At 45.6% G+C, this 13,210-nt stretch carries 10 protein-coding genes and 1 tRNA gene; 5 read left to right on the top strand and 6 right to left on the bottom strand.

Features of this window, described 5'->3' with window-relative positions:
* Positions 1-228: 228 nt before the first annotated feature.
* Both PSE7367_RS13715 and PSE7367_RS13710 read right to left on the bottom strand, forming a co-directional pair.
* Positions 229-678: an NAD(P)H-quinone oxidoreductase subunit N gene (locus tag PSE7367_RS13715; protein WP_015165961.1), complete on the bottom strand. Its 450-nt coding sequence runs from the start codon at positions 676-678 to the stop codon at positions 229-231.
* Positions 679-744: 66 nt separating this feature from the next.
* Positions 745-818 (bottom strand) — tRNA-Arg (locus tag PSE7367_RS13710).
* A 336-nt stretch (positions 819-1,154) separates the two neighbouring features.
* Here PSE7367_RS13710 and PSE7367_RS13705 point away from each other — a divergent pair.
* The 4 genes from PSE7367_RS13705 (at position 1,155) to PSE7367_RS13690 (ending at position 4,483) form a co-directional block, all read left to right on the top strand.
* On the top strand, positions 1,155-1,640 hold the full coding sequence (locus tag PSE7367_RS13705; RefSeq protein ID WP_015165960.1) for an ATP-dependent zinc protease family protein: 486 nt from the start codon (positions 1,155-1,157) through the stop codon (positions 1,638-1,640).
* Between the two features lie 99 nt (positions 1,641-1,739).
* Positions 1,740-2,645 (top strand): 30S ribosomal protein S6--L-glutamate ligase, encoded by a 906-nt coding sequence (gene rimK, locus PSE7367_RS13700; RefSeq protein WP_015165959.1) that lies wholly within the window; start codon positions 1,740-1,742, stop codon positions 2,643-2,645.
* Positions 2,646-2,825: 180 nt separating this feature from the next.
* Complete coding sequence (locus PSE7367_RS13695; RefSeq protein ID WP_041699773.1) at positions 2,826-3,767, top strand: succinylglutamate desuccinylase/aspartoacylase family protein; 942 nt, start codon at positions 2,826-2,828, stop codon at positions 3,765-3,767.
* 437 nt (positions 3,768-4,204) lie between these two features.
* Positions 4,205-4,483 (top strand): hypothetical protein, encoded by a 279-nt coding sequence (locus PSE7367_RS13690; protein ID WP_015165957.1) that lies wholly within the window; start codon positions 4,205-4,207, stop codon positions 4,481-4,483.
* A gap of 570 nt (positions 4,484-5,053) precedes the next feature.
* Here the strand turns inward: PSE7367_RS13690 and ctpC are convergent.
* The 3 genes from ctpC to cysE all read right to left on the bottom strand — a co-directional run bounded on the left by ctpC (position 5,054) and on the right by cysE (position 9,015).
* Positions 5,054-6,334: a carboxyl-terminal processing protease CtpC gene (gene ctpC, locus PSE7367_RS13685; protein WP_015165956.1), complete on the bottom strand. Its 1,281-nt coding sequence runs from the start codon at positions 6,332-6,334 to the stop codon at positions 5,054-5,056.
* 750 nt (positions 6,335-7,084) lie between these two features.
* Positions 7,085-8,206 carry an amino acid ABC transporter substrate-binding protein gene (locus PSE7367_RS13680; RefSeq protein WP_015165955.1) on the bottom strand — a complete coding sequence of 374 codons (1,122 nt, stop codon included), beginning with the start codon at positions 8,204-8,206 and terminating at the stop codon, positions 7,085-7,087.
* 50 nt (positions 8,207-8,256) lie between these two features.
* On the bottom strand, positions 8,257-9,015 hold the full coding sequence (gene cysE / locus PSE7367_RS13675) for a serine O-acetyltransferase (RefSeq protein WP_015165954.1): 759 nt from the start codon (positions 9,013-9,015) through the stop codon (positions 8,257-8,259).
* 428 nt (positions 9,016-9,443) lie between these two features.
* Between cysE and PSE7367_RS20540 the strand changes: the two genes are divergently transcribed.
* On the top strand, positions 9,444-10,349 hold the full coding sequence (locus PSE7367_RS20540; RefSeq protein WP_015165953.1) for a pentapeptide repeat-containing protein: 906 nt from the start codon (positions 9,444-9,446) through the stop codon (positions 10,347-10,349).
* 344 nt (positions 10,350-10,693) lie between these two features.
* Here the strand turns inward: PSE7367_RS20540 and PSE7367_RS13665 are convergent, their stop codons facing one another.
* Complete coding sequence (locus PSE7367_RS13665) at positions 10,694-12,529, bottom strand: ribonuclease J (RefSeq protein WP_015165952.1); 1,836 nt, start codon at positions 12,527-12,529, stop codon at positions 10,694-10,696.
* Positions 12,530-13,210: the final 681 nt, after the last annotated feature.

Genomic DNA, 13,210 nt, shown 5'->3' with positions numbered 1-13,210 from the left:
GGTAGCTGGTCATTAGCTATGAGTAAAATCACTTTTGATTGTGCCTATCGATCGCCCATGTCTTCTAATTCTGCGTGAGCGAGTTTTTGGGATTAAAGGTAGAACTGAATTTTCATTTCTACCATGCCTAAAAACAATTGTCCCTTCAAGGTTGGTCTAAATTCTAGACTATCTTGAGGGGATCGTTTTTTATAAGGGTTTTTGGTTAAAGTTTTGGGTTAAAAGCGCTTAAGCTGCGATCGCCTCGCTTAATGGTCGCCAATTAACACTGCGATCGCTAGCGATCTCAATTACTACCTTGACCCTTGGGTCTTGCTGGCAAATCTGATTAAGCACCCGTAGCTCCTGCTTATCCAGGTATTTACCCTCGATCAACCACACCACTAGACCTTTTGAGTCTTTTGGTAGACTTTGCAAACGATAGGAAATTTCTGGCGGAATAAAATAGGTTCTTACATCCTTTTTACCCAGGTGGGCTGGCCTCACGCCATGAACCCCAGTTAGGAAACTAGAAATATCACCCAAGCCCCTTGCACTGATATAAAGAATGTCATAGCCAGAAACTTCCAGCAAACGGCGGTATCGCCCTTCATAGCCACCTTCAGGTGGCACCGACATCGCCAGTGCACTGGACTTTTCAAGGTCTTTAAGAATTTTTCTACTGGTAAAAAGTGGCATATTCGCTTGCTAATTTAATTGCTTGTCTAAACTATTAACTGAAACTAATCAAGCTAAATTTAAGAGCGGGACTGGGCGGATTCGAACCGCCGACCTAGCGCTTAGGAGGCGCTTGCTCTATCCAGCTGAGCCACAGCCCCATATGATATAAATAGTGATCCGATCGCCAGATTGATGTTTGTCATATTGATTAAATACTCAAACGGCTGTAATCATACCTATAGCTGACTTATCCTATCATTTTCTGATTCTCAGTGACACTAGAAATTGGGCATTGTACATTGGCAAGATGATTTAACGATCAAGCGATCGGTCAAACTGATCTCAACCATATGCTTGAGATTTTTGTTAATAGTATTTTCACCCCTGGATGATGCAATGCCAGAAATCGAGTCATCATAGCGATCGAGGTTGTTAATCTCAAAAATCCCCTTGCCATAGGACTCCTCTACTTTTGAATTGATTCTACTTTGCCATTGAGTAATAACCCATATAACCAACCAAATAACCGACCAAATGAACGAGGCCGTCAGCGGCAATTACCATTAATTGGCTGGCGCGAATATATTGCATTGCCAGATTTAGGTATTGATCAAATCAAGGCCAAGATCGATACGGGGGCACGATCGTCGGCGCTCCATGCTTTTGAAATCAGTCATTTTACTAAGGATGGCATTGCCATGGTGCGATTCAAAGTCCATCCCTATCAACGCGATCGAGAGCGCACCGTATCAGCCGAGGCGGAATTATTAGAACATCGTGAGGTGAAAAGTTCCATTGGTAAAGCCCAGGTGCGACCCACCGTCAAAACGATCGTGGGGGTGGGTAATTATCGCTGGGAAATTGAATTAACCTTGACCAACCGCGATGTGATGGGTTTTAGGATGCTATTGGGGCGACAGGCGATTCGCAATCGTTTTCTGGTGGATGCAGGCAAATCGTTCCTGAATGAGCCCATTTGATTGCTGCCTGACTTAACTCATATTCAAGATCATTCGAGGTATGATAAAAATCTGGTTTAGTACCTAGTTAACTGAATAAGCACGAGGGTAAGTAACAATATGAAGATCGCCATCCTCTCGCAACAGGCTGCGCTCTATTCCACGAAGCGGCTAAAGGAATCGGCTGAGGCCAAAGGTCATCAGGTGCGGGTGGTTGACTACTTGCGCTGCTTTATGAATATTACATCTCATCGCCCTTCGATCATGTATCAGGGCAAACCGCTGAATGATATTGATGCGATCATTCCGCGCATTGGTGCTTCTAAAACTTTCTATGGCACTGCGGTGGTGCGTCAGTTTGAAATGATGGGTGTGTTTACCGCCAATGAGTCACAGGCAATTTCTCGATCGCGGGATAAGTTGCGCTGTCTGCAAATTTTGGCCAGAGAGGGAATTGGTCTGCCTGTAACTGGCTTTGCCCACTCCACCAAAGACATTGACGGACTAATCGAAACCGTTGGGGGAGCCCCATTGGTAATTAAGTTACTAGAAGGCACTCAGGGAATTGGTGTAGTTTTGGCGGAAACATATCAGGCGGCCACTTCGGTGATCGAAGCTTTTCGTGGCTTGGATGCCAATATTTTGGTGCAGGAGTTCATTAAGGAAGCTGGTGGCGCTGATCTGCGTTGCTTTGTGGTTAATGATAAGGTGATTGCTGCCATGCGGCGGCAGGGGGCAGAAGGCGAGTTCAGGTCTAATTTGCATCGCGGTGGTAAGGCTGACAAAATTAAGCTTACTCCAGAAGAACGATCGACCGCGGTTCGGGCAGCTAAGTCAATGGGTTTGAAGGTGTCTGGGGTAGACCTGTTGCGATCGAATCATGGTCCCGTGGTGATGGAAGTAAACTCCTCGCCAGGCTTGGAAGGAATTGAAGCGGCTACCGATGTAGATGTGGCGGGCAAAATCATTGAATATATTGAAAAGAATGCTGCCACTGGCAAAACCCGCGATCGCATCCCCTATTAAGGAATTTGAGCCTAATTAAACAAATGAACTAATCAACTTAGGTGAGTGAATTAGGTGAGCAAAAATGAATTAACCGCTGAATCAAATGGGCATAGTGCAACAGCCAAGGCCAACCCAGAACAATTAGAGCAAGCTGAAGTTGATGATCGCGGTGCAACGATCGCCAAGGTTGAGCAACCCCTGATTATTGGTGGCCTCACAATAGCGCCCAGAACCAGGCATCGATTAGATCTGCCGGTGGCCAGATTGCCAACCCAGACCATGATGTCTCTGCCGATTACGGTAATCAATGGCGCGATCGCTGGCCCCAGATTATGGCTGAGTGCGGCGATTCATGGTGATGAAATCAATGGCGTAGAGATTATCCGGCAGGTTTTGAACCAGATTAATGTCAATCACTTGGTGGGGACGCTGATCGCCGTGCCAATTATTAATGTATTTGGTTTTCTGGAGCATTCTCGCTATTTGCCCGATCGCCGTGATCTCAATCGCTGTTTTCCTGGCTCACCAAGGGGCTCATTGGCAGCAAGGATCGCCCATTTATTTATCAATGAGATTGTTAAAAAATGTACCCACGGCATTGATCTGCACACCGCCGCTTGTCATCGGATCAACATGCCGCAGATCCGTGCCAACTTAAATGATCCAGCAACCTATGCCTGTGCCCAGGCTTTTGCGGCACCAATTATGATCCATGCCAATACCCGTGATGGTTCTTTGCGTCAGGCGGCGGCTAATTTGGGCATTCCAATCTTGCTCTATGAAGGGGGCGAGGCGTTGCGGTTTGACCCGAAAGCGATCGATGCTGGGGTGCGGGGTATTCTGCGCGTCATGGCTAGCCTCGGTATGTATGAGCTAACGGGTGATGATCTGGCTGTTCCTGAGTCGCGGCGAGTGGAGCAAACAAAATGGTTGCGATCGCCCCGTAGTGGTCTGCTTCATGCTCGATTTACCCTTGGCCAGCAGGTAAACAAACAGCAACTTTTGGCAGAGGTAACCGATGCCTTTGGCGAACAACGCACTAAAATCTATGCGCCTTTTACTGGCTTAGTGATTGGTAATGTCCAGAACCCACTGGTAAATCAAGGCGATGGGATTATTCACCTGGCAGTTTTGGACTAATTAATTCTAGGTATTTAAATAACAGCTTACTGATTGCAGGACAAAGATACCGGAGATTGCTCTGCATCTGTAATGACATTTGGCCATAGAAGCGAGACTGGATCAAGAGTCTTTTCCTAAAAAGCTAAAAAATAAGAGACCTTGCTTCCATCTCACTCATTACCCAAGCTTCACTTGAATAGCAACATTGGCAATTAATTAGCTAATTGATATTTGATCCGATCGAAAGAAACTTGCAACAAATAGGTTGTGAGCGCGTCAGCTTACTTAGGTTTTACCAAGTGAAACAAAGGAGCCATATTTTACCCAAATTGCCAGCGGATCGATCATCAGGTTCATAAAAAGTGATCGAAATCACGATCGGCATTCGTAATCATCACTGCCCGCGCCTCTATCCCCTGGCATAGTAATAATGCAGAGTTAAAGGATTAAAGCTCATGATTTTGATTTCCAGCACCGATGTCAAGCACTACGACATTCTTACCCCCCGTGGGATCGAAATAGCTATCATCTACTTAGGCAAAACCTTCCTGGCCACCGATATCTATGCGGATCTCAAAGCAGCGATCTTAGCCTGTCGCCGCGATCTCGATGCGGGCTTATTTTCGATTGTGGTCAAGGGAAAAGATAATTATCAGATCTGGTGCCCACTACCGATCGAATTAGAGCAAGCATTTAATCTAGAATTTAACCTAGAAAAACTGGCGGTAAGCTAGACTGAACACCAAACCATTTAAATCAAATCAAACTGGCATTGCATAATTCAGGGATGATAATGTCAGCATCAAAAATCCAAACCCATTATCAATCGCGGTTAGCATTGACTCTGTTTCTCCAATCATCCCGCTGATGTGCAACGCCATCAAATTAGCTAATCCTATTGTCTAGCTGCGGTGATCATAAACTAGCTCAAACTCTTGCAAGTAGACCATTGCAATTTTATTTTGAGCAATCAACCACCTGATCATGAACTAATCTAATGAACCAGGCATCGATCGGTAGCCCACGCAAAGTTAAATAAATTAAAAGTAACCAGACAAATGATGTGCGAGAGGCAACGCTTAAGCCATCATAAACAAAAAATCCGATCGCGCCAGGCACTCAGGCACTACACCAAGATATGACCAAGATATGGGTCTAAGTAGCTGGAAACACCACCAGATACCCCATCCCAGAGACAAAGTAGTAAGCGATCTGCCAACTCCTGAGTTGTTTTATTTTGGCTAGATGTTGCCCTCCGCAAGTAAGGTAATCAGACGATAAAATCTGACCCCTGAGCAGATAATCTAATTGAAACTCACAGAAGGCGTTTGAGGGTTTATAACCTGCTGAGTTAATATCTCTAGAGCCTTTGCATACTGAGGATCTTCGATCGTGCCGATTTTATCTCTATCTTCAATCAAGCGCTCCTTGTCAGAATCAGTTAGTTCGATCACCACATCAGGAACGATTCCTTCATGGTTGATGTCCGTACCCTTGGGAGTATAGTATTTAGCGATCGTCACGGCTAAGCCAGACCCATCACCCAATGTATGCACTGATTGCACTAAGCCCTTACCAAAGGTTTTAGTCCCCACAATGATCGCGCGGCCATTATCCTGTAATGCGCCAGAAAGAATTTCACTGGCACTAGCCGAACCACCATCGACCAATACCACCAGCGGTTTCTTGGTCAGCGATTGTCGATTAGCAGATAGGCGCTCGTTTTCCCCTTCCCGATCGACCGTGGATACAATTGTGGCATTGTCGATCCACATTCTGGCAATTTCGGCACTGGAATAGAGCAAACCGCCTGGATTTGATCTCAGGTCAAGAATGAACCCATTTACATCTTCGTCCTCTAGCTCCAGGATCGCCTTGCGCATATCACTGGTGGCATTGGCATTAAACTGGGTGAGGCGGATATAACCAACCTTACCAATTTGATTAGTTTGGCGGACATCAGTGGTAACTGGATGTAATTCAATTTTGGCGCGTTTTAGCTCCACATCAAATACCCGGCTACCACGCTGGATGCCTAGAGTAATCTTGGTGCCGATCGGCCCTCTGATCAGGTTCACCGCCTCATTGAGATCCATGCCTTCGGTGTTTTTGCCTTCGATCGTCACAATCATGTCTTTGGCGATCAAACCTTCTTTTGCCGCTGGCGAACCATCGATCGGTGCAATTATCGTTAACCTTTCGGTTTCTTCATCCAAGCCCAGTTGAATACCCACCCCAGTTAATTCACCAGAGGTGTCGATCTGCATACTCTTGAACTGATCCGGGTCCATGAAGCGAGTGTATGGATCATCAAGGGTTTCGAGCATCTCACGCACCGCTAAATATGCTTCATTTTTAGATGCATATTCACGGTTTAGATATTCATTCCTAGTTTGCTGCCAATCGACCTGGTTGAAGGTGCCATCAACATAATCACGATTGATGATCTGCCACACTTCATCGACGACTTCTTTGGGGCTGTTTCGGAACGCGGCAATGCTAGGCGTTGCGAGTTGGAACCCAACCACGGCAACCGCACTTGCAAGTGCAGCAGTTGTACTTAATATGAGACCACGTTTTGCCATAACTATGTATTTTAAGAAGGTTGATGCAGAGCTTTACTAATAATTAAGGAGCTAGGCTAGTTATTTTCAGGTACTCATTTTCTAATTTAGCATAGGTCAATAACTTGGCTAAGTTTACTCCCAGGATACTAAGCCGGATTAAGTTACTACCAGCTTGATTACAATCTTCACTTGATTGCTAAAATCAGACCAATTTTACACCTTTGGACAATCTGGGACTAGGGCTCATAATGGCGATCGCACCGATCGGACTGAATTTCGGCCTGGATTTTAGATTTAGTGCTACTAGTTGCTACTAAATTTAGACTAGAACTAGGTTTAGGTATCATACGTGGATACATTCGATTCAGATGTAGCAGCGTATATATATTCTTAAGTAGATGTGACATAAATTAACCCAACTAGTTAACTGAGTTACATCAAGTTATGTCTACAACGACAAGCTAGGAGTTTTAAAAACTTGCAAAACTCAGCCTGGAGCTAAAGCCGATCGCTTAGCATTCAATAGTCTAACTACATAGCCGAAGAATTTGGCCAGGGCTTAAACATAGCTTAACTTCTCTCAAACCCTCTAAGCCTTTTTGACTATGCATTTATTCTAGCTCTGGAGCCAGCCTTTCGGTGTGATCTCGATCTCAAAATCTGCTCTAGATCTAAAACAGGCAGCATCTAAGAGCCGATCGCTAAACCTGCGCCTAAATACTACCTGAAACACTACCTGCCTGAGTTGATAGTTGATCTTAAATCTGCTTAACGGAATGGTGGTGCATACATCAAACCACCCTCACTCCAGAGCTGGTTTTGGCCGCGTGGCAACGCAAAGTCGCTATTGGGTCCCAGGTTGCGATCGTAAATTTCGCTATAGTTACCAACGTGGCTAATCACCCTGGCTGCGAAGTCATTACTCAGACCCATGTTTGTACCCAGATCGCCTTCTGCGCCCAGGAAACGCTTTACTTCTGCATTGTCGCTGCTACTCATTTCGGCAATATTGGTGGAATCAACGCCCAATTCCTCTGCGGCGATCGTGGCATAGACAATCCAGGTGACCGCATCCGACCACCGAGCATCACCATTAACTACCGCGGGAGCCAGTGGCTCTTTAGAGAGCACATCATCAATCAACATATGGGCATCTGGTTCCGAAAGTTGCACCCGGCGACCATTGAGGGCGGAGCGATCGGCAGTAATCCCCACACAGCGCCCCTGGTTATAGGCATTAAATGATTCATTCGCACCTTCAAAGCTAATTGGCGTGAACTCAATCCCCCGCTTCCGCATTTGGTCAGCTAAATTCAGCTCACTGGTAGTACCAATTTGAATACAAATGTCAGCGTCGGCCATATCTTCTAGCGAAGTGATGCCGCTATCCTTGCGCACCATCATGCCCTGGCCATCATAGAAAGTAATCGGCGCAAACTCCAGCCCCACTGAAGTATCACGGCTGGTAGTCCAGGTGGTATTACGACTGAGAATGTCAATTTCGCCAGTTTGCAGGGCGGCAAATCGCTCTTTGGCATTTAGGTTTTTGTATTGTACTGCGGTGGGGTCATCAAATAGGGCTGCAGCGATCGCCCGACACATATCAACATCAATACCCGAATATTCACCATCGGAGCCAATGAAGCTAAATCCAGGCACTTCACCACTTACGCCACAAACTAATTCTCCCCTTTCTAAGACAATATCCAATCGGCTATTAGTCGCTTCAACCGCAGGTGTATCGTTGCCATTAGTACCAGGGGTTTGACCTGGTGGTGGCGGTGGGCTGGCACAGGCCGCTAAAGCAGCCATACTGAGCGAGAACAATACACCTTTGGCAACTTTAGCCATACTTTTGCCGGTTGGCTGGGGGGAAAAAGTTCTGTTCATATTTTTGATGTTAAAGGTTCACTTCGCTAAATCATACAACCAGCTATTCGCTAGATCCCTGCACCTTCAACAAATTCTCCATTATTAGCCTGGCGATCAGCCTCTTCTGGACAGATGAAGTGTTTGGGGCGTACATCTCTTAAGATATCACCGTCGATCACGTAACTGTTAGCTAATTGCGCTTTTTGCTGATGAACTAGTTTTTCAAGGGATTCAACTCGGCCAATTAGATCCCTGATCACATCACCTTCGGGATCAGGCACGTGACTATGATCAAGCGGCGCTACCACTTCACCGTGGCGATGGACTACGCGGCCAGGAATACCTACCACAGTGCAATCGGAAGGTACATTCTTGAGCACTACCGAACCAGCACCAATCCTGACGTTACTACCGACATTAATGTTGCCAAGGATTTTTGCCCCAGCACCAACCACCACATTGCAACCCAGGGTAGGATGGCGCTTACCAGTTTCTTTGCCAGTACCACCCAGGGTTACGCCTTGATAGATGAGCGCATAATCACCGACGATCGCGGTTTCACCAACCACTACGCCCATGCCATGATCAATAAACGTACCTTTGCCAAGTTTAGCGCCGGGGTGAATTTCAACCCCAGTTAGGGCGCGAGATAGCTGCGAAATGAAGCGAGGCAGGAAAGGAACGCCAGCCAGATAAAGCCAATGGGCGAGACGATGCAACCAAATGGCATGCAAACCTGGATAGCAAAGTAAGACTTCTAGCCAGTTGCGGGCAGCGGGGTCTCTTTCGAAAATGATCTTAAAATCTTCGCTTAGGGTCTTAAACACTTTGAATGTTGTTTTAGTAACGCTGAGATGATCCTAACGGATAAGTGTCACATAGTTAACCACCATTAGAATGAGCTGATCTGGCGATCGCTCCGTCGGTGGTAGGTAATATCGAGTATGCCCAGAGAGAAGCCAAATTATCTGTAGTTTAATTTATGTAAATCTGCTTAATATTTGTTCACGTAAGCTATGTTTGCAATGATTATGCTCAAAATCGGTTTAGATCGTCCGATATAGCGATTATAGCGATTATAGCGATCGCCATAACTTGATTAACTTGATTAATAAGATCCTAAAACTGATCTAGGAAATCTGAGTAGGCATAGACTGTCCATCCATTAATGGGAGGGAGATGAACCTCTGGCAAAATAAAAAATGCCCCAAGGTCAAATTTGCCAGTATTTTTACTAAAGGAATAATTTCGCCATATGTGGAAGCAATTAAATCAACAATTTAACGATCGCTTTGGCGGCCTGATATTACAACTACGTGCCTTTGGGCAAGTATTTATTAAATGGGGGGCAGTGTTTCTGGTACTGATGGGCATCATCGCCGCGATCGATTCGATCGAGGGCACTGGCGTTGAGCAATTTTTGTTGAAACGGCTCGATTCAAGGCTGTTTGACCAGATTGAGGCGATTAGTATTTTAGCCGGGTTAATTGTGTTTGCAGTGGGCATTCCAGCCCAAAAAAAGCGATCGCACTATGAAGCCTGGCAGGTGATTAATTCTGCCCAAGGACAAGGCGGTAGTGGTGGCCGGATTATGGCATTACAAGATCTCAATGGCGACAAGGTAAGTTTGGCGGGATTGACAGCCGATCAAGCCGATCTGCGCGAGATTCAACTTGACAAGGCTGATCTACGACGAGCAAACCTGAGTGGCACTAATTTGAGTGGCGCTAGCCTGAGGGGGGCAAATCTATTTGGGGCTAATTTAAGTAGTGCGGATTTGAGCAATGCCGATCTCAGTAATGCTGATCTGAGTGAGGCGAATCTGGATGGCGCTAACTTGCGGCGCGTGAATTTAACTAAGGCAAATTTGTTTGTGGCCAGCATCAAACAGGCGAAGTTGAGTGGGGCAGCGATCGTGGAGGCCGAACTAAGCGGTGCGAATCTGGGTGGCGCAAGTTTTAGTAGTGCAAGTTTAAAAGGTTCTTTTTTATCGCTCACCAACTTCACAAAAGCGAAGGGATTAAAACCAGAGCAACTGTTTGAAGCACAGGAATATGAAAAGGCGATCTACGATAATGAATTTCTGGCCAAGCTGAATCAGCACCAGAGCCAGACTGAATCACCACCAGCCAAGACGCAGGAAAAGCCTGGGGATACTTAAGCCAGAATGATTTTAGATTTAGAATTAGGGTAGTCATGCAGTAGTAAGGATAATTGGCAATCGATTTAAAATTCGGAGCTTAGCTTATTTGGGTTATGGATATTCAACTATCTCCTAGATCCTTACTTGTTCAGCACTACCAGAATTAGATTTAGATTTAGAACCAAATAAAAAATAGCTCCATCCTCTTTGGAAATGTACCTGCATACATCCGGCAGAGGAAATGGAACCATTAATTTTAAATTTATTAAGTTAATGCAACTACAGCGATCGCTTATAGCTAGTCAAAACTACAAACGATCGTGAATCCTCACTAATTCAATTAGTTTCAATCAGTAATTAGTCTAGGAAACAGAAGCAGTAGCACGTTTGCGCTTGCCAGCCGCAGGCGTAGTTGTTTTATCATCCTTGGCATCCTTGGCATTCTTAGCACTCGATTTAGACTTGCCGGATTTTTTACCATTACTGGTTGCATCCTCACCTTCAGGAGTTTGCAGCAACACCACCAGCATAGGGCGGCTTTGCATCTGCGATCGCAACTTGCGATTAATATCGCGCTCAATTTGATAGCGCAGTCCTGTCCAATCTACTTCAATCTCACCCAAATCACGGGCATGCTTAGCCCATTGATTACTGAGCGTTTCATCGATCGCATCGATAATGAAATTGGTCAACCGTGACATTTCCATTGGCAGCACTACACCACTCAGGCGAACGTCTGGTTTGGTTACCAACTTGCCTTCCAAATTAATGGAAGCAGCAACGGTGATAATGCCATCACCAGCAATGGTCTGGCGATCGCGCAACACTTCGCCATCCACCACCCCTTCGCGGGAGGCATCTACCAATTCGATTCCCGATGGCACCTTATCAGCCACACCAATACCATCCTGGCTGACCTGAATCACATCGCCATTCTCAGCAATAACGATATTCTCGCCTGGAACTCCCATCGCTTCTGCCATGCTGGCATGTTTCCTCAACATCCGATATTCACCGTGGGCAGGGAAGAAGAACTTAGGTCTGGTCAGGCTGAGCATTAGTTTTTGGTCTTCCTGCGCGCCATGTCCAGAAACGTGAATGCCCTTGTCTTTACCATAAATCACATTCGCACCCAGGTTCATCAGCTTATCAACCGTGCGTACCACCGGAATTACATTGCCAGGAATTGGATTGGCGGAAAATACCACCGTATCACCTTCGCGGATTTGCAATTGGCGGTGTCTGCCTTCAGCCATGCGGGTCAGCGCTGACATCGATTCACCCTGGGAACCAGTGGTCAAAATCAGAATCTGATCATCCCGATATTTCCTAAGATTCTGCAACGGCTGCAACAATTCATCGCGGCATTTGACATAACCTAGATTGCGGGCATGGGCGATCACATTTAGCATCGATCGGCCGACTACGCCAACCACACGACCCATTTTCTCAGCCAATTCGAGAATAATATTCAGGCGATGCACCGAAGAGGCAAACGTAGTCACAAACACACGTCCCTTGGCGCTGGCAAACGCACGTTCCAAACCAGGGGCTACCGCTCTTTCCGATGGGGTATGTCCTGGCACTTCGGCATTAGTGGAATCACTAATCAAACACAGCACACCCTTTTCACCATGCTCTGCTAGTCGCTGGAAATCAAAGAATTCGCCATCAACCGGCGTGTGGTCTACCTTGAAATCACCGGAATGAATTACCAAACCAGCCGGACTATTGATCGCCACGGTAAAGCTATCAGCCATCGAGTGGGTATTGCGAATGAACTCCACAAAGAAGTTATTGCCAACCCGCACCACATCGCGGGGACCAACGGTGCGTAATTCAGTGCGATTCAATACCCCCGCTTCTCTGAGTTTGCCTTCTAGTAAGGCCATCCCCAGTCTGGGGCCATAGATCACTGGAATATCAAATTGGCGCAGATGGAAGGCGATCCCACCGATATGGTCTTCATGACCGTGGGTCACCACCATGCCTTTGATCTTGTGGCGATTTTGGCGCAGGTAGGTCATATCGGGCAACACAATATTCACCCCATGCATACCATCACCAGGGAAGCCTAGACCTCCATCTAGGAGCATGATTTCATCGTTGATTTCAAATACCCAGGTATTCTTACCAATTTCCTTCAATCCGCCCAAGGGAATAATCTTGAGGGCTGGTGAATCTGATTTCTTCGCCATAGTATGTTTTTCTTTTCCTTTTACTCTTTCTAAAAACAATGCGTAAACTTGTCTGGTTAATTGCTCGGACTGAAAACTTAAACTTTGAAAACTTAGACTTTGAAACCTAAAGCTGCGGCGGCCAGGATAGATCTAAAAAATCGATCGAAGTGATGAAAACCTATTCTAGCGGAGCGATCGAGAAATAAAATCAAGAATAATTGTCTTTTGGCCTTGACACGGCAACCTTTACTTAAAACTCTGAAATTACTAATTCAACTAAACTCATAGATTCATAGATGAGGATTGATTTTACTAATACTAATACTGATACTGATCCCAATGTTGCTAATGATCGCTATTTCTAATGCTGCTGTTGATTCTCACTTCCCATTCCGTCTGTGCTAATAGATTTTAGGTTTACTGATACCCGCAAAAGCACTTGCCCTCTTTACAACTATTAAATAACTACTGAAACTCACAAAACGATTGGATTGTTTAACTTACTCAATTTCTACTGCTGCGTTCTTGATGAAGTGATTTGAAAGTGGATGGATATTACGGTTATTGCGGTTATTACGATCGCGCCTAAATTTGTATCTACTATCTACAACCTAAAACTAATCAATTACCTATTACCTATATCCAATCGGCTAAAGCTATAACTTGGCAACTGCAAATTTTTTTTGATCAAGCACAGGC

Origin of the sequence: Pseudanabaena sp. PCC 7367 (assembly GCF_000317065.1) — a bacterium.
Classification (GTDB): domain Bacteria; phylum Cyanobacteriota; class Cyanobacteriia; order Pseudanabaenales; family Pseudanabaenaceae; genus Thalassoporum; species Thalassoporum mexicanum.
Note: the sequence above shows the minus strand (reverse complement) of the source record. Positions and strands in the feature narration are given on the sequence as shown.

Coding starts and splice junctions, on each gene's coding strand:
- PSE7367_RS13715 (WP_015165961.1), bottom strand. CDS start 678: ATGCCACTTTTTACCAGTAGAAAAATTCTTAAAGACCTTGAAAAGTCC.
- rimK (WP_015165959.1), top strand. CDS start 1,740: ATGAAGATCGCCATCCTCTCGCAACAGGCTGCGCTCTATTCCACGAAG.
- PSE7367_RS13690 (WP_015165957.1), top strand. CDS start 4,205: ATGATTTTGATTTCCAGCACCGATGTCAAGCACTACGACATTCTTACC.
- ctpC (WP_015165956.1), bottom strand. CDS start 6,334: ATGGCAAAACGTGGTCTCATATTAAGTACAACTGCTGCACTTGCAAGT.
- PSE7367_RS13680 (WP_015165955.1), bottom strand. CDS start 8,206: ATGAACAGAACTTTTTCCCCCCAGCCAACCGGCAAAAGTATGGCTAAA.
- PSE7367_RS20540 (WP_015165953.1), top strand. CDS start 9,444: ATGTGGAAGCAATTAAATCAACAATTTAACGATCGCTTTGGCGGCCTG.
- PSE7367_RS13665 (WP_015165952.1), bottom strand. CDS start 12,529: ATGGCGAAGAAATCAGATTCACCAGCCCTCAAGATTATTCCCTTGGGC.